The organism is Rhodobacter capsulatus SB 1003 (genome assembly GCF_000021865.1).
Taxonomy (GTDB): domain Bacteria; phylum Pseudomonadota; class Alphaproteobacteria; order Rhodobacterales; family Rhodobacteraceae; genus Rhodobacter; species Rhodobacter capsulatus_B.
This window is the reverse complement of record NC_014034.1, coordinates 3,247,897-3,264,523: the sequence shown is the minus strand read 5'-3', so window position 1 is coordinate 3,264,523 and position 16,627 is coordinate 3,247,897. Positions and strand designations below refer to the sequence as shown.

Below are 16,627 nucleotides of genomic sequence, written 5' to 3'. Positions count from 1 at the left end.
CTGGCCGCGTCGGCGCCCGTCACTCCGGGCGGCAGGGCAGGCGCAGGGTGAAGGTGCAGCCCGCGCCCGCGACGCTGTCGAAATCAAGCTGGCAGCCCGAGACATCGGCGAATCGCTTGGCGATCGCCAGGCCGATGCCCGCGCCGCTGATCGTGCTGTTTTCATGGCCCAGCCGGTGGAAGGCCTTGAACACGCTGTCGCGATGCTCGGCGCCGATGCCGACGCCGGTGTCGATGATCCGCAGCGGCAGGAAACCCGCCGTCTCGGGGGCGACCTGCAGCGTCACCCGGCCGCCGGGCAGGTTGTATTTCACCGCATTCGACAACAGCTCGTCGAGGATCCGGCGCAGGATCTTGGCATCGCCCCGCAGCGGCGGCAGCGGGCCTTCGGGAAAGTCCAGATCCAGCGTGATCCCGTGTTTTCCGGCCTCGGCGCGCTGGCTGTCCAGCGCCTCTTCCAGCAGCGGCCGCAGTGCCAGCGGTTCGTGGGCCAGGGCCAGATCCTGCCCCTCGATCCGGCTCAGATCCAGCACCACATCGACCAGCCGCACCAGATCCCAGCCCGCCGCCGTGATCGCCCGCAGCTGATCAAGCCGCGCCCCCTCCAGCCGCTCGCCCTCCGAGCCTTCGAGCAGATCGGCATAGCCGATGATCGCATTCAGCGGCGTGCGCAGCTCATGGCTCATCGCCGACAGGAACGCCGCCTTGGCCCGATTCGCGGCATCGATCTTGTCGCCCATCCGCACCAGATGTTCGCCCACCTTCTGCAGCTCCTCGATCGCGGAGGGCGGCGCGGGGGGCAGGGTGCCGCCGTCCGAAATCACCGCCATCCGGCGTTCAAGATCGCCCAGCGGCCGGGCCACCCGGTCGCTCATCGTGGCGGAGCGCCGCCACAGGAAGGCGAAGAACCCGGCATAAAAGACCAGCAGGATCCCGACCATCCCCTTGGAGACAAAGGCCAGCTGGCTGCGCAGATCGCTGGAGGCGGCCAGCACGCTGTCTTCGCTGGCCAGCACGAGCAGCGACCAGTTCGGCCCCGCCACCTGCGCCCAGGAGGCGATCATCGGCCGTCCCAGGTCGACGCGCCGCACCCCCTCGGGGGCGGTGCGCATCGCCCCGGCCAGTTCAGTCAGCATCGGCTTTTGAAAGATGTTGAATTCCGCGGGCTTGAACGTGTCCTTGAGGATCGCCTCCTCGTAGCTGTGCGCCAGAAGTTCGCTCAGGCCCAGATCGGCCTCGCCCTTTGGCGGCAGGGCAAGAATCGTGCCGTCGCGGCCGATGAGCACGGCATAGCCCTCGCCGGGGATGCGGATGTCGAGCACGCGCTGCAAGATGGTGCCGATGGTGACATCGATGCCCACGACCGCTTCAAGCCGGTCGGGGCCATAGACCGGCGCGATCGCGGAGACCATCCAGCCGCCGCCCGCCGGATCGACATAGGCGTCGGTCCAGACCGGCTTGCGGTCGGGGTTGTGGGCGGCATCGGCCTCGTAATAGAAATTGTAGCTCGGGATATCCATCTTTGGCGGATAGATCTTCAGCACGTCGAACCAGGGATAGATCCGGTTCAGGCTGTCCCGGGTGTTCAGATAAAGCTGCGCGATCAAGGGGTCGCTGTCCTTGATCGCGCGCATCAGCGGATCAAGCCGCGCCGTGCGCCAGACCTTTTCCCGTTCCGCCGCGCCCACCGGGACGATGCCGGAATAGAAGACCGCCGCGCCGCCGGTGTCGCGCAAGGTGTGAAAGGCGCCGCCGGGGCTGAGCGCGTGATTGTCCTGCTCCGCCTGACTGGCCGTGGCCGGGGTCTGCAGGGCGCGGCCGGTTTCCGCGGCATAGATCCGGGTCATCGCGGTGATCGCGTCCAGCCGATGCGCGATGACATTCGCCTCGCGCAGGGCGGCGTCGCGGACGGAATCGGTGGAAATCCGGGTGATCGCGGCGGCGGAGCGGTCATAGACCACCTGGCTTGTGGCCCAGTAGATCGCGACGAAGCCGAATTCGATCAGCAGCAGCGGGATCAGCGCGGCCTTGACATAAGACCGCCAGAGCCAGGCCTTGAGCGGCACCGCCCCTGCGGCCGGGCCTTTCCGGTCCGCCTTTCGTGCTGTCCTCTGGGCCATCGCGGGCATCCCGGTTCGGTCGATTCGTCCCGTTATAGCCCGATCTGTTTCCGATTCCCTGAACAGCCTTCCCCTGCGTCGCAATGAAGCCCCCCGGGCCGGGCCGGGGGGCGCCTTGCCTGGGCGATCTCAGCTCAGGCCGAGCCGGGCGCGCAGGGTGGACAGGTCCTCGGCCAGCGTGTTGACCAGCGCCGAGAGCCGCTTGCGATCCTCGTCGGTCAGCTTCTCATAGCTGACGAAGCCCTCGCCCTCGCGGTATTTGTCGAGCGTTTCGTAGACCTTGGCGAAATTGCCCTCGACCGAGGCGACGAAATCGCGGTCCTCGACCATCGGGCCGAAAAGATCGACGATTTTCTTCGCGCCGTCGAAATTGCCCTGAAAATCCCACAGGTCGGTGCGGGAATAGCGGTCTTCCTCGCCCGAGATCTTCGTCGCCGCGACCTCGTCCATCAGCACCGAAGCGCCGCCCACCACCACCGCGGGCGGGAAGGTCAGCCCGTCGATGCGCTTGGCCAGTTCGGTCACATCGGCTTCGAGCTTGTCGGCAACGGCGGTGACGTGATCGGTCTTGCCCTCGACCCAAAGCGCGTATTCGAGCCGGTGAAAGCCGGTAAAGGCCGGATCGGCCTCGGCTTTTTCGTAGTCATCGGCACGGGCGTCGATCGGCGCGTCCAGATCGGCGAAAAGCTCGGCCACCGGCTCGATCTTTTCATAGGACAGCCGCGTCGGCGCAAACAGCGCCTTGGCCTTGTCGATCTCGCCCGCCTTCACTGCGGCGACGAAAGCCTGGGTGTCGGTCACCAGAGCTTCGGTGTTTTCCGACACGTAAAGCTTGTATTCGGCAATCGGCGCCACAAGATCCAGCGTCGCATCGGCGGCGGCAAGGGGGGTGGCCAGCACGGCCAAAGTGGCGGCCAGGGACAGCATCTTCATCGGGTTCGTCCTTTCTCAGGTCTTCTGCGGGGCGTGGCCGATGGCGTCGATCAGCTGACGGCCGAGGTAATCGTCGGGCCCGGGGCCAAAGCCCGGCAGGGCGAAGAAATAGCCCCCGCCCACGGGTTTGATATATTCTTCAAGGGGTTCGCCATTCAGCCGGGTCTGCGCAGCGATGAATCCATCAGTCAGGCTGGCCTGCCAGGCGATGAACAGAAGCCCCTGATCCAGCTGGCCCGATTTCGTCACCCCGTTCGAATAGTTGAAGGGACGGCGCAGCATCAGATGCCGCTCGCCCGCGTCGCGGGGGTTGGCAAGACGAATGTGGCTGTCGAGCGGCGTGGCGGCGCCCTCGGGATCGGCGGCGTAATCGGGCACGTCCGCCTCGGTGCCGTCGCGCTTGTCAAGCGGCGCGCCGGTGATCCGGGTGCGGCCGAAGATGCGCTCCTGTTCCGCAAGCGGCGTGCGGTCCCAGCGTTCGACGAAATTGCGGATCAGCCGCACCGCCATGTAGCTGCCGTCCCGCGCCCAGGCGGGCTCGGCGGCGTCATGCACCCAAAGGACGCGCTCCATCAGCGCCGCATCGGCGCTGTCGGGATTGGCCGAGCCGTCGCGGAAGCCGAGGAAATTGCGCGCACTTTCCACCACGCCCGGGGCTTGCGGCGCAATGACGGGCACGTTCCCCTCCTGTTTCCAGCGCAGCACCAGCTGGTCGGGCAGGTTCTTGATCAGATCGCGCAGCGCATGGATGATGGTTTCCTGCGTGTTCGCGCAGATCTGGATCGCAAGGTCGCCATGGCACAGATCGGGGTTCAGCGCATCGTTCGGAAAGCCGGTCATCCGGGTCAGCTGCGCCGGACGCAGCGGGCCAAGCCAGGGATGGGCGTCAAAAAGCGAGGCGCCCAGCGCCAGTGTCACCGTCAGCGCATCGGGGCGCAGCTCCGGGCCAAGGATGCCGCTGTCGGCGGGCGGCAGGGCGGGGTCCAGATCCGGAACCGTGCCGCCGCTGGTCAGAAAGGTGATGCGTTCGGTCAGGCGGCGGAACAGCCGTTCCAGATCGGCGGGGGTGTCGACGATCACGTCGAAGGCGGCCACCAGACCCCAGGCCGGGCGGGGCGTGACGATGCCCGCCTGAAACCGGCCCTGCGGCGCGATGCGGTCAGAGGCCGAGCTGGCGCCCGCCTGCGGCGCGGCGGTCAGCGCCGAGGCCTGCGGCGCGGTCTCGGCCCGGGCCAGGCCCAGGCTGAAAGGGCAGGCGGCAAGGCCAAGGCCAAGCCCGCCCAGAACGGCACGGCGAGAGGGAGAAGGGCTCATCTCAGGGCTCCAGTCCAAGGGTGGGATTGATCCCGGCCAGGGCCTCGGCGGCGGCGGTCAGCGCCGCGGCGGTGGCCTTGTGATCCTGCGGAACCGCACTTGCCGCGGCATGGGCGGCGGCAAGCCGGTCCTTGACCCGGGCCGATTGCGCCGGATCGGCGGCCGAGAGCAGCGGGTCGAGCACGGCGCGGGCGCGGTCGAGCGTGTCCAGCGCGGCCCCCAAAAGCACGGTGTCGTCGGCCGCATAGGGCGTCAGGGTCCCGGCGGCGGTCGCATCGGCCAGGCTGCGGGCATAACGGGCGGCATCGGCGGCGATGCCTGCGGGCGTGCCGTCGAAGGCCTTGACGCGGCTTTGAAATTCCGTCGCATCCCGGCTCAGCGCCGCGGCCACCGGGGCAAGGTCCGCAACCGAGGATCGGGCGAAAAGCCCGTATTCGATCCGGGAGAGGCCGGTGAAGGCCGGGTCCTCCTCGCGTGCGGCCAGCCAGGCGGCCTGCGGGGCGATGCGGTTTTGCAGATCGGCCGCCTGCGGGGCGACGGTTCCCAGGCTGGCCCAATGCGCGGCGGCCTGCGTCCAGGCGGTCTTTGCCGCCGCCAGATCGCCCGCCGCGATCGCCTGTTCCAAAGCCTGCGCCGCGCGGGTGAATTTCCCCGCCGCCTTCATCAGCTGCACCTTGCGTTCCGAGAGCGGCCCGATCAGCTCGCGCAGCGGCGGCGCGGCGGTTTCCGCGGCGCTTTCGGCCGTCGCCAGCACGGTCAGCTTGCCGCGCGGGTTCGACAACAGCCCGCAGGTGATGTCGTAGACGCCGGGTTTCAGCCGCTCGCTCAGCACCGACGAAAAGCCGGGGGCGATGTTTTCACGCTCGGCCACCACCATGACGCCGTTCAGGATTTCCCATTCCACCGGCCGGTCCGAGGCGTTGCGGATCAGGAACCGGGCCGGGCCCGCGGGCACTTCCAGCGCCATCGGCTCGCAGGCGGTGGCGGTGACGGTGACCGGGATCGCCCCCTCGGTCTGCGGCTGGTTTCGCGCCGAGGCGAGCCAGAACAGCGCGACGCCGCCCAGCACCAAAAGGCCGCCGGTGCCCAGAAGCAGCGGAAGGAGGCGCCCGGACGGCGCTTGTGCGGAAGGGGTCATCGGATCAGGCCTTTTGCGGAAGGGGGGCGGGCGCGGGGCGCAGGAAGAGCGGCAGGTCACGGCCAGGAACGCGGCCCAGAGGGCGACCTCGCCCTGGGTCGGGCTGTCGTGATAGCCAAAGAGCGCCGAAAGCACGGTGCCCGCGACCGAGGCATTGGGCAGGGTCTGGCTCAGATCCCAGGCCGGGGTCTGCAGCGCATTCCAAAGCCCGGCCTCGTGCAGGCTGCGCAGCGCCCCCGAGAGCAGCCCGGCCGCGACGAACAGGATGAAAAGGCCCGAGAACCGGAAGAACCGGCGCAGATCGAGCCGCATGCCGCCGGAATAGATCCCGAAGCCGAGCGCGACCGAGATCGCGATCCCCGCCAGCGCCGAGAGGGGGGCGGCCGGGCCCGGGCTTTGCTGGAAGATCGCCAGCAGGAAGAAGACCGATTCGAGACCCTCGCGCGCGACGGCAAAGAAGGACATCGCGACCAGCGCCCAGACCGTGCCCTGACCGGGGGCGGTGTCGAAAGCGGCCTCGACCCCCTGTTCCAGCGTCGCGCGGATCGAGCGGGCGGCGGCGCGCATCCAGAACACCATCCAGACCAGCACGGCCACGGCGATCAGGGCGACGGCGGCCTCGAAGCCTTCCTGCGTCTTTTGCGGGAAGCCCGCCTGCAGGAATTGCAGCGCCGCACCGACGAAAAGCGACAGCGCGACGGCGAAAAGCACGCCGACCCAGATCGCCCCGATCCAGGCGCCGCGGCCGGTGCGGCGCAGATAGGCGGCGATGATGACGACGACGAGGGCGGCTTCAAGCCCTTCGCGCAACATGATCAGAAGCGGGGCAAGCATGACATGTCATATCCTTATTTATTTTGTCGGATATTCAGATGTATTAAAATAGTCAAGATATATCTTTGCGGTGGCGCCGGTTTGCGCCGCGGCGGTCGCCTTGGGGCTTGATCCCGGCCCGCCCACGGGGAATGGTGGCGCAAACAGGAGGGGCCGATGCGGATCCTGCGATCCTTGGGGCCGGCGGTGCCGCGGGCCGGTCTGCGCGAGGCGCTGCGCGCCGGTCTGGGTGTCCTTGCCGCGCTGGCGGGGCTGAGCCTCGTTCCGCTGCTGGCGCCGCAGGAGCTGCGGCAGGTCTCCTGGCTGCTGCCGCCCTTCGGGGCGACGGCGCTCTTGCTGTTCGCGGTGCCGTCCAGCCCGCTGGCGCAGCCCTGGTCGGCGCTGGTCGGCAACATGCTGGCGGCGCTGATCGGCGTTGCCGCCACGCATCTGCCGCTGGATCCCGGGCTGCGCGTCGCGCTGGCGGTGGGGCTGGCGGTGGTCGCGATGATCCTGGCGCGGGCCGTGCATCCGCCCGCGGGGGCGGTGGCGATGATGACGGCGCTGGCGCCCGAGCCGGTGCGGCAGCTTGGGGTCTGGGTCGTGCTGATGCCGGTCGGGCTGGGCACGCTGGCGCTGGTGGTGCTGGCGGCGGGCTATGCGCGGCTGACCGGGCGGCACTATCCGGCCCGGCAGTTCGAGGCCCCGAACCCGCATCGCACCGCCGATGCCGCGCCCCCCGAGCGGCTGGGCCTGACCGAGGCGGAGCTGACCGGGATCCTGACCCGGACCCGGCAAGCGCTCAACCTCGGGGTCGAGGATCTGGCGCGGCTCGTCGGCGCGGCGGAACTGCAGGCGGCGACGCATCGCACCGGGCCGATGACCGCAGCCGAGATCATGTCGCGCGATCTGATCACCGTGCAGCCGGAAACACCGCTGGCCGAGGTGGCGGCGCTGTTTCGGCGCCATCGTTTCACCTCGCTGCCGGTCGTGGGCGCCGAGGGTCGGTTTCTGGGGGTGATCTTTCAGATCCATCTGATCTTGCGCGCGCAGGCGGATGCGGCGCGGCGCGATCGCGGCTTTGCGGCGGCGGCGCGGCGGCTGATGGATCCGAAGCGGGCGCCCGGGGTTCTGGCGGCGGATCTGATGGCGGTGGCGATCCCGCGCGTGAGCCCGCAAACGCCGATCGCGGCGCTGTTGCCGATGATGGCGGATGGTCGGGTCGATGCGGTTCCGGTGCTGCAGGGGCAGGCGATCACCGGCATTGTCACCCGCACCGATCTGATCGCGGCGCTGGCCCGGCAAACACTGCGCGAGGGCTGAGGGGCGACGGCGCAAAAGCCGCTTGCAGCGGCGTTCTCATCAGTTCTTGTGGATATGTTTGGCAGTCCGTAGGGGAGTCGAACCCCTCTTCCCAGGTTGAAAACCTGGTGTCCTAACCGATAGACGAACGGACCACCTTTTCGCTTTGTCAGCTGTGCTGCGCGGCGTGAGGGGTGTTTAGGCCAGGCGCCGGTGACTCGCAAGAGGGATTTTGCAGTTTTTCCAAACTTTCTTCATTCGCCCCGAAAAAACTTCAAAAAGAACAGGAAAACAGGGGGTTGAGCCGCCGTCGTCAGGCCCGTGCGGCATCGTCAAGACGCAATTGCACCTTGGAGCGGCCGCCCCAGCTGTCCAGTTCAAGCTTGCCCGCCAGATGAAACCGGCCTGCCCCTCCCGCCGAGAGCGCGGGGCCCAGCGGGCCGTCGAAAGCGCCAAAGGCGATGGCGTCGAGCTTCGCGCCAAGCCCGTCGCCAAAGCTGAGCCGCAGGTGGCTCTCGCCGATCCGCCGGGCGTTCAGGATCGCCATCGCGGGAAAGGCAAAGCGCGGCGAGGGCGCCGCCTGGCCATAGGGGCCGGCGCGGTCGAGATCCTCGATCAGCGCGGGCGTCGCGGCGCCCGGCATCAGGAGCCCGTCCAGCCGCAGATCGGCCGGGCCGCCGTGCCGCGCCCTGCCGGGCGAACACTCGGCAGCCTTCCATCGCGGTTCCACTGCCCTCGGCAGGGTCAGACCCGCGGCCATGCGGTGCCCGCCGCCCTTGAGCAAAAGCCCCTCGGCCGCGACGCGCTGCACCGCCGCGCCCAGATCGACCCCCGCCACCGAGCGCGCCGAGCCCTTGCCAAGGCCGCCTTCCAGCCCGATCACCACGGCGGGGCGGTTCGTCGCCTCCTTCAGCCGCGCCGCGACGATGCCGACGACGCCCGGATGCCAGCCCTCGCCCGCCGCCCAGACAAGCGGGCCGTCGAGGCCGCGCGCCTCGGCCTGGGTCAGCGCGGCATCGCGGACGCGATTCTCGATCTCGCGCCGTTCGCTGTTCAGCCGGTCGAGCCGCTCGGCCAAGGCCGCGGCCTCGGCGGCGCTGTCGGTGGAGAGCAACCGCGCCCCCAGATCGGCGGCGCCGATCCGGCCCCCGGCATTGACCCGCGGTCCCAGCAGAAAGCCCAGATGATAGGCCGTCGGCGCCTTGTCGAGCCGGGCGACGTCGGAAAGCGCCACCAGCCCCGGCCGCTCGCGCCGGGCCATGACCTTGAGCCCCTGCCGCACCAGCGCCCGGTTCACGCCCAGAAGCGGCGCCACATCGGCGACGGTCGCCAGCGCGACAAGATCGAGCATCGCCATCAGATCGGGGCCCTTGACCCCCTCGGCGCGCAGCTGCCGGTTCGCCTCGACCAGCATCAGGAAGACCACCGAAGCGGCGCAAAGATGCCCCAGATCGCCCGGTTCGTCCTGCCGGTTCGGGTTCACGCAGGCGACCGCGGGGGGCAGGGTCTCGCCGCCCAGATGGTGGTCGAGAATGACGACATCGGCGGGGGCGGCGGCGGCGACCGGCGCGTGGCTGAGCGTGCCGCAATCGACGCAGACGATCAGCCCGTGCTCGCGGCCAAGCGCCTGCATCGCGGGGACATTGGGGCCGTAGCCCTCGTCGATGCGGTCGGGGATGTAGAGCGTGGGGGTGACGCCGAAGGCGCGCAGAAAGCAGATGAGAAGCGCCGCCGAAGAGCCGCCGTCGACATCGTAATCGGCGAAGATCGCGATCTTTTCGCGGCTTCGGAGCGCCCGCAGAAATCGCGCCGCCGCCTTTTCCATGTCTTTCAGGCGGTGCGGATCGGGCAGCAGGTCGCGCAGGGTCGGTTCCAGAAATCCCGCCGCGGCTTCGGGCGTCACGCCGCGGGCGACCAGAACCCGGGCGAGCGGCAGGGGCAGGTGGGTGGCTTGCGCCATCGCTTCGGCCAGACGATCGGCTTCAAGGCTGGGGCCGACCCAGCGCCGCCCGGTCAAGGAGGTATCGACATTCAGAAAGCTGGTCATGGCGCAGCTCTAGCGAAAAAACGAAACGCCCGCCAGTGGCGGGCGAAAGGGGGCGCCGCCCCCTCTTTGCCTGTCGGCAAATTCCCCCCCGGGATATTTCGGCCAAGGTGAAACGGCCCCGTTTTCCTTGGCAAAATACGCGCAGGGGGTGCGGGGGACGGCATACCCCCCGGAGCGTTGCCTCAGCGGATCGGGTTGCGATAGATCACCCGGCGCACCGAGCCGGTTTTCGAGCGCATCAGGATCGTTTCGGTCTCGATGAATTTCGGGTTGCGCTTCACCCCGTGCAGGATCGAGCCGTTCGTCACCCCGGTCGCGGCAAAGATCACGTCGGCGCGGACCATGTCGTCGCGGGCATAGATCTTGTCGAGATCGGTGATCCCGGCCTTTTTCGCGCGGCCGCGCTCGTCATCGTTGCGGAACAGAAGCTTGCCCCACATCTGCCCGCCCATGCATTTGAGCGCCGAGGCCGCCAGAACGCCTTCCGGCGCGCCGCCCGAGCCCATGTAGATGTCGATGCCGGTCACGTCGGGCTCGGCGCAATGGATGATGCCCGCGACGTCGCCATCGGTGATCAGCCGGATCGAGGCGCCGGTCGCGCGGACCTCGGCGATCAGCTCTTCGTGGCGCGGACGTTCCAGAATGCAGCAGGTGATGTCATGGGCTTCGCAGCCCTTGGCCTTGGCCAGCGCGTGGATCCGCTCCGACGGGGTCATGTCGAGGCTGACGACGTCCTTTTCGAAGCCCGGCCCGATCGCCAGTTTTTCCATGTAGACGTCGGGCGCGTGCAGAAGCGTGCCGCGCGGCGCCATCGCGATCACCGTCAGCGCGTTCGGCATGTCTTTCGCGGTCAGCGTCGTGCCTTCGAGCGGATCCAGCGCGATATCCACCGCCGGGCCTTCGCCGGTGCCGACCTCTTCGCCGATGTAAAGCATCGGGGCCTCGTCACGCTCGCCCTCGCCGATCACCACGACGCCGCGGATGTCGAGGATGTTGAGCTGCTCGCGCATCGCGTTCACGGCGGCCTGGTCGGCGGCCTTTTCATCGCCGTGGCCGATCAGCCGGGCCGAAGCATGGGCGGCGGCTTCCGACACGCGCGCAAGGCCGAGCGACAGCAGGCGATCATTGAAATCGGTGGGGGTGGTCATGGCATGTCCTGTGCTTTTGGGTTGGCACAGCTAGGCCAGAGACGCGCCGCCTTGACAAGTCTGACAGCGCTAACGATCTGAAACTGCGTTCAATCTGTCGAGAGCGGCGGCGGATCCCCGCCCGGTCCGGTGCGCAGATGCACCGGAGCGGGGCGGGTCCGGTCAGACTTCTTCGATCCGAAGCGCCACCGGGGCGCCCAGCACGACGCCGGTCGCGGGCAGGGCCGCGATCGCCACGTCGATCGCATCGCGGGTGGTCTTGTGGGTCACGATCAGGACCGGGGCCGAGGTGTCCTCGTGGCCGTATTGGCGCATGCGGGAAATCGAGACGCCCGCTTCGCCCAGCACTGCGGCGACCTTGGCCAGCGCGCCCGGCTTGTCCATCAGCTCGAGGCGCAGGTAATAGGGCGCGGGCGCCGAGACCGCGGCCGGGATCGGATCGGCGAGGCCTGCCGCCGGTTGCCCGAAGGTCGGCAGCCGCAGCCCGCGCGCGATGTCAAGCACGTCGCCCATCACCGCGGATGCCGTCGGGCCTTCGCCCGCCCCCGCGCCGCGCAAGACGATCTGGCCGACCGAGTCGCCCTCGATCACCACCATGTTGGTGCCGCCCTGCAGCTGCCCCAAGGGCGAGGCCGCGGGCACAAGGCAGGGCATCATCCGCTGTTCCAGCCCGCGGCCGGTCATCTGCGCCACGCCCAGAAGCTTGATCTTGTAGCCCATGTCCCCGGCGCGGCGGATATCGTCGATCGAGATGCAGCCGATCCCTTCCAGCACGACATTGGCGAAGCTGACCTTGGTGCCGAAGGCGATGGAGGCCAGGATCGAGAGCTTGTGGCCCGCGTCGATCCCCCCGACGTCCAGGTTCGGATCGGCCTCCAGATAGCCCAGCTGCCGGGCTTCCTCGAAGACCGTCTCATAGGGCAGGCCCGCGGTTTCCATCCGGGTCAGGATGTAGTTGCAGGTGCCGTTCATCACCCCCATGACGCGGCGGATCTGGTTGCCCGCCAGCCCCTCGGTCAGCGCCTTGATCACGGGGATGCCCCCGGCCACGGCGGCCTCATAACGGATCACCCGGCCCAGACCCTCGGCCAGTTCCGCCAGAGCCTGACCGTGATGGGCCAAAAGCGCCTTGTTCGCGGTGACGACATCCTTGCCCGCCTTCAGCGCGGCTTCGGTCGCGTCCTTGGCCGGGCCTTCATGGCCGCCCATCACCTCGACGAGCACATCGACATCGTCGCGCAAAGCCAGCGCCACCGGGTCGGTTTCCCAGGCATAGCCCGACAGATCGGCATCGCGGTTCTTCGTGCGGTCGCGGGCGGAAACCGCGGTGATCACCACCGGGCGGCCGCTGCGGGCGGCCAGAAGATCGGCATGGCGTTGCACGATCTTCACCACGCCAATGCCGACGGTGCCAAGCCCCGCGATGCCAAGGCGAAGCGGTTGAGCGGCGGCGGCGGTCATGGGAACCTCATGGTTTTGGCGATCAGATGCGCCCTGTTAGCCTTTCGCGCGCCGCAAAGCAACGCGCGGCTTGCGTCACGGGGTCTCGGCGCGCAGGGCCTCGGCGCGGGCGCGCAGGGCCTCGGCCCGGGCCTCGAGCCCCGGCGCGGGCGAGGGCGAGAGCGGTTCCTCGACCAGAAGCGTCTCGGCGGGGACGAGGTTCGGGAAATCCGCCCCGGGCGCGGCCGAACAGGCGGCAAGGGCAAGCGGCAAAAGCAGGGCAGGGCGCAGCATGGGGGCTCCGGGTGGCTTGGGCGCAGCATAAAGGCGCCCGCCGCCCGCCGCCAGAGCCGGTTTGATATTGAACGCGCGTTCAGATAATCTGGGCGCATGGCACGCAAGACAGGCTCTCATTCCGAAATCACCGGGCCGCGCATCCGCGCCGAGGCGAGCCGGCTCTTTGCCCGGCACGGCTTTGCCGCGGTCTCGATGCGGCAGATCGCGGCGGCGGTGGGGGTGCAGGCGGGGGCGCTTTATCTTTACACCCCCGACAAGGAGGCGTTGCTGTTCGACCTGCTGAAAACGCATATGGACGAGCTTCTGGCCGCCTGGGCCGAGGTGCCGCGCGGGACGGGGGCGTTGACGGCGCTGGAAGCTTTCGTGCGCTTTCACATCCGCCACAACCTGCCCCGGGCCGAGGCGGTGTTCCTGAGCTACATGGAATTGCGCAACCTGTCGGAGAGCAATTTCGCCGTGATCGAGGCGCTGCGCCGCGCCTATGAGACCGAGCTGGAAACGATCCTGCGGGCCGGTCAGGCCGAGGGGGTCCTGGCCCTGCCCGATCCGAAACTGGCGGCGATGGCGATCATCGCGATGCTGACCGGGGTCAACACCTGGTATCGCGAGGGCGGGCGGCTGAGCCGGGAAACCGTCGAGACGATCTATTGGGACATGGTGCGCAAGGCGGTCGGCGCCTGAGCGCCCGGCCCCCCGGATCAGCTGGCGTCGCTCCAGGTGTTGCGCACCCCGCGCGCGCGGGTGATGATGAAATTCGAAAACCGGAGCTGTTCGGACAGGCCCTGGCTTGTCCAGGTCTGGCCGCCATCGAGCGACAGGGATTTCTGCCCGATGTCGAAGATCGGGTTGTAGCTGAGCGAGGTTTCCAGAATCACCGCATAATCCCCCTCGGACATCAGCGGGATGCGGTCTTTCTCGGCGTTGATCGTGGTTTCCGTGTGCACCGCGATCGAGCCGGTGGCCCAGGATTTGTCGAGCGCGAATTCATGGGTGTCGCCGTCGCAATCGATCGTGGTGTTGGCGTTGCCATCGCTCGGGCAATAGATGATCGCGACCCGCATCCAGCTGCGGCTGGCGTCGCTGTTCATCATGAAGTCGAACATCCGCTTGGCCCCGGTCATGTAGGTCGGGCCGATCGGCGTTTCCTCGCGCGAGATCATGTCGGCGACGGTGTAGCTGGCCTTCAGGGCCTGCGCCTTGGTGCGGAAGGCGTCGAAGAACTGAAAGGCGATGACATACCAGCCCAGGATGAGCAGCGCGCCCAGCATGCCCTCGATCGGAACCGAGCCGCGCTCGTCGCGCAGGATCCGGCGCAGACGGCGCATCAGCATGGCCGGACCCTCCCCGAAGCTTGCGGTCATGGTGGCGCTACTCCGGTTCATTGACGAAGGCGGTGGTGGTGATCAGGACGTATTTGTCGCCGCTTTCGTGGGCGATGGCCTGTGACAGCGGGTTGAGCTTCTCCATCGGCGAGACGCGCAGGCAGGCGCGCAGGATCATCAGCTGCCCCGAGACGCCGGGCTGAATGACCGGCGTTTCGGTTTCGGTGATCGCATCGGAACAGAGCACGCCCCGGCCGTTGATGTCCGAGGACCAGGTGGCCCGGTCGACCTGGAACACCTCGACGGCAAGATCGGTCATGCAATCGGGCAGGAAGGCGATATTGCCGCAGATCGACCGCTTGAGCTCTTCGTGGCTGGGCATCTCGGCCACGCCCAGCCGCAGGATGCGCGTGGTCAGGTCGACGCCGCGATCCAGCAGGGTCTGCTTGATCCCCAGAAGGCACATCTCGACCGAGGCCACCATCATCATCACGAAGAACGGCATCCAGAACACCGCCGGGACCGAGGCCGCACCCTCTTCGGAGCGCAGCCGGCGGCCGAGCCGGAGGAGGAGGCGAAAGGGGATGCGCAGCCGCTTCATCGCAGGTCTCAGTTCGTCAGCCGCAAGGAGGAGATCGAGGCCGCGATCGAGGCGAAGGCGGTCGAGAGATTGCTGCCCTGCACCTCGTAGTAATAGCTGGTGCCGCTCGAGCAGTATTTGAGCAGCGTCTTGCCCCCACTCGGGGCGTCGGCGGCGACGGAAAAGATGTAGATCCCCTTGCTCTTCGCCAGGTCGCAAAGCTTCTTCGTGCGCGCATCCTTGACGCTGGTGTCGTAGACGGCATTCGCCATCAGCTCGTATTGCGTCCCGGCGCTGCGGCCATAGGGTTTGCCAAGAAGCCCCGCCACCGTGTTCAGGTTCCAGTTCTTCGTCTTGTAGAGATGATCATAGCTCACGTCATAAAGCGGCGCTTCGGTGGTGACGTTGACGGTGGTGGTCTTCTTGCAGGTATAGGTTTTCAGGCTGGTGGTGGAGCTGATCAGCGTGCAGTCGCTGGTTCCGACCGAACAGCTGTTCCATTTCCATTGCCCCCAGGAGTTCTTGTACTGCGTGCAGGTCGCGGTCTGGACCTGCTGCTCCTGGGTGGTCTGGGTGATCGCGCTGCGCGCGACCCAGGTGCCGGTCTCGTATTTGTAATAGGGGGTGCTGCTGCGCGTGGCGTCGTAATAGTAGATCCCGCTTGCCGTCGTGGCAGAGGGGCCGAAGCTGCCGAGGCTGTCGACCCCGAGGGTCGACATGATCCCCGAGGGCCCGGTGCGATAGCCCGGCAAGGTCGAGAAGTTGGTGGTGTTTGCGCCGTCGGTCATCAGCACCAGCACCTTCATCGTGTCGCCGTCGTAATTGATCGGGCGCGGCTTGGTTTCCCGGAATGCGCTGCTGACCGAGGTCATCTTGGCCACTTCGTCGCGCGCCGACGGGTCGAGCAGCGCCAGGCCCCATTTCGCGCCGACGTCGATCGAGGTCCAGCCGCCGGCAGTCAGCTTGTCGATGAAGCCGGTTTTGTCGGCGGCCAGGAAGGTCGGGTCGCTGGAGAGCGGGATCACCCGGTTCTGCGGGGTGTTCATGCAGTTGTGCCAGTCCTGTCCCGGATTGTTCGAGGTCGAACCGTCGCTGACGAGCGCGGACAGGCTGTCGGAATATTTGTAGGAACTTCCATACATCGTCCGGGTCAGCGGCCCGGTGCCGTCGATGACCATCGTGTTGTAGTCGTTGGCCACGAAATCGGCGCATTGCGGCATCGCAAAGCTGGATCCGGTGACGCTGAAATCACTCGACAGAGTGTAGCCTTCCTGCATTTCCGAGCCCAGATAGACGTTCGTGGAATAGGGCACGACGCTGACACTGGTGCGCCCGGCGGCCACGCCGCTGCCCGACGAGGCGAAGACCGTGTTGATGAAGCTTTTCGCCGCGACCTGCAAATACTGGAACCGGGTCTTCGACGACGTGCAGTTCTTGGTGCAGCTCGGGTTGTCCTTGACATATTCCGTCATCGACCCCGAGAGGTCGAGCACAAGCGAGATCTCGACGTTGCCGACGGCCTGCATCGCCGTGGTGTCGCCGGTGGCGGCAAGGCTGGACACGCCCAGAAGCGGCCCGAAGATTGTCGGCATGTCGTCGTCCACCTCGACGCTGACGCGCCGCCATCCCAGCGCGATGCTGCCCTCGACCTTCGGCGTGAACGAGGAATCGCTGGCAATGTAGCCCAGCCCGGCCTTGGTCAGATAATCCTTCACCACCAGCGTCGGGTCGCGTTTTTGCGTCAGCGAGGCGGCGGCCAGCACGGCGCGGTCGATGGTGTTCTGGATCAGCGTGCGGCGTTCCTCGACCCGGACCAGATCGATCGCGATCCCGGTGGTGATCAGCATGACCAGAAAGACCTGCAGCGACAGGATGATCAGGGCGCCATCCTCGTTGCGCAGCAGCCGGTGCAGCATCCCGCCGCCCCGGGCCTTCTCGCCCCGAGCCTTCCCGTCCCGACTGCCCAGTTCCATCGCGTGTCTCCGATCCGGTGCGCGGCCCGGCCCCGACTCGCCGGGGTCCGGACTGTTCCATCTTTCTTCTTGCGCCGGATCGGGGCGGAAATGTGGCGCATCGGTGGCGCAGGATGTTGATTGTGCAGGGATTTGCGACACTCTGCCAATGCGCGGGCGGGTGTTCGGCGCCTTGGGACAATGGCTTGCGAAATCTTCGCT

The 16,627-nt window shown here is 67.6% G+C and carries 13 protein-coding genes and 1 tRNA gene; 2 read left to right on the top strand and 12 right to left on the bottom strand.

Going from position 1 to position 16,627, the window contains the following annotated elements; all coding sequences use genetic code 11:
• Nucleotides 1-19: 19 nt before the first annotated feature.
• The 4 genes from RCAP_RS15160 to efeU form a co-directional block, all read right to left on the bottom strand.
• Nucleotides 20-2,119, bottom strand: a complete 2,100-nt coding sequence (locus RCAP_RS15160) for a sensor histidine kinase (protein WP_013068765.1) — start codon at nucleotides 2,117-2,119, stop codon at nucleotides 20-22.
• Between the two features lie 129 nt (nucleotides 2,120-2,248).
• Nucleotides 2,249-3,052: an iron uptake system protein EfeO gene (gene efeO / locus RCAP_RS15155; protein ID WP_013068764.1), complete on the bottom strand. Its 804-nt coding sequence runs from the start codon at nucleotides 3,050-3,052 to the stop codon at nucleotides 2,249-2,251.
• A gap of 15 nt (nucleotides 3,053-3,067) precedes the next feature.
• The gene (gene efeB, locus RCAP_RS15150) at nucleotides 3,068-4,366 is read right to left on the bottom strand and encodes an iron uptake transporter deferrochelatase/peroxidase subunit (protein ID WP_013068763.1); all 1,299 of its coding nucleotides are present in this window, start codon (nucleotides 4,364-4,366) and stop codon (nucleotides 3,068-3,070) included.
• A 1-nt stretch (nucleotide 4,367) separates the two neighbouring features.
• On the bottom strand, nucleotides 4,368-6,338 hold the full coding sequence (efeU, locus tag RCAP_RS19045) for an iron uptake transporter permease EfeU (protein WP_013068762.1): 1,971 nt from the start codon (nucleotides 6,336-6,338) through the stop codon (nucleotides 4,368-4,370).
• A gap of 156 nt (nucleotides 6,339-6,494) precedes the next feature.
• Here efeU and RCAP_RS15140 point away from each other — a divergent pair, with 156 nt between their 5' ends.
• The gene (locus tag RCAP_RS15140) at nucleotides 6,495-7,640 is read left to right on the top strand and encodes an HPP family protein (protein ID WP_013068761.1); all 1,146 of its coding nucleotides are present in this window, start codon (nucleotides 6,495-6,497) and stop codon (nucleotides 7,638-7,640) included.
• A 59-nt stretch (nucleotides 7,641-7,699) separates the two neighbouring features.
• Here RCAP_RS15140 and RCAP_RS15135 read toward each other — a convergent pair.
• The 5 genes from RCAP_RS15135 to RCAP_RS15115 all read right to left on the bottom strand — a co-directional run bounded on the left by RCAP_RS15135 (nucleotide 7,700) and on the right by RCAP_RS15115 (nucleotide 12,548).
• A tRNA-Glu gene (locus RCAP_RS15135) sits at nucleotides 7,700-7,774 on the bottom strand.
• Between the two features lie 158 nt (nucleotides 7,775-7,932).
• On the bottom strand, nucleotides 7,933-9,666 hold the full coding sequence (gene recJ, locus RCAP_RS15130; protein ID WP_013068760.1) for a single-stranded-DNA-specific exonuclease RecJ: 1,734 nt from the start codon (nucleotides 9,664-9,666) through the stop codon (nucleotides 7,933-7,935).
• A gap of 182 nt (nucleotides 9,667-9,848) precedes the next feature.
• Nucleotides 9,849-10,814, bottom strand: a complete 966-nt coding sequence (gene glpX / locus RCAP_RS15125; RefSeq protein ID WP_013068759.1) for a class II fructose-bisphosphatase — start codon at nucleotides 10,812-10,814, stop codon at nucleotides 9,849-9,851.
• Nucleotides 10,815-10,976: 162 nt separating this feature from the next.
• Complete coding sequence (locus RCAP_RS15120) at nucleotides 10,977-12,275, bottom strand: homoserine dehydrogenase (protein ID WP_013068758.1); 1,299 nt, start codon at nucleotides 12,273-12,275, stop codon at nucleotides 10,977-10,979.
• A gap of 75 nt (nucleotides 12,276-12,350) precedes the next feature.
• Complete coding sequence (locus tag RCAP_RS15115) at nucleotides 12,351-12,548, bottom strand: hypothetical protein (protein WP_013068757.1); 198 nt, start codon at nucleotides 12,546-12,548, stop codon at nucleotides 12,351-12,353.
• A gap of 96 nt (nucleotides 12,549-12,644) precedes the next feature.
• Between RCAP_RS15115 and RCAP_RS15110 the strand changes: the two genes are divergently transcribed.
• Entirely contained in the window at nucleotides 12,645-13,232 is a 588-nt protein-coding gene (locus RCAP_RS15110; RefSeq protein ID WP_013068756.1) for a TetR family transcriptional regulator, read from the top strand.
• A gap of 17 nt (nucleotides 13,233-13,249) precedes the next feature.
• Here RCAP_RS15110 and RCAP_RS15105 read toward each other — a convergent pair whose 3' ends face one another.
• Genes RCAP_RS15105 through RCAP_RS15095 form a run of 3 tightly spaced genes read right to left on the bottom strand, consistent with a single transcriptional unit; the run spans nucleotide 13,250 to nucleotide 16,426 of the window.
• Nucleotides 13,250-13,912 (bottom strand): TadE/TadG family type IV pilus assembly protein, encoded by a 663-nt coding sequence (locus RCAP_RS15105; protein WP_023911869.1) that lies wholly within the window; start codon nucleotides 13,910-13,912, stop codon nucleotides 13,250-13,252.
• 7 nt (nucleotides 13,913-13,919) lie between these two features.
• Entirely contained in the window at nucleotides 13,920-14,474 is a 555-nt protein-coding gene (locus RCAP_RS15100; RefSeq protein WP_013068754.1) for a TadE/TadG family type IV pilus assembly protein, read from the bottom strand.
• Nucleotides 14,475-14,482: 8 nt separating this feature from the next.
• The gene (locus RCAP_RS15095) at nucleotides 14,483-16,426 is read right to left on the bottom strand and encodes a TadE/TadG family type IV pilus assembly protein (RefSeq protein ID WP_013068753.1); all 1,944 of its coding nucleotides are present in this window, start codon (nucleotides 16,424-16,426) and stop codon (nucleotides 14,483-14,485) included.
• Nucleotides 16,427-16,627: the final 201 nt, after the last annotated feature.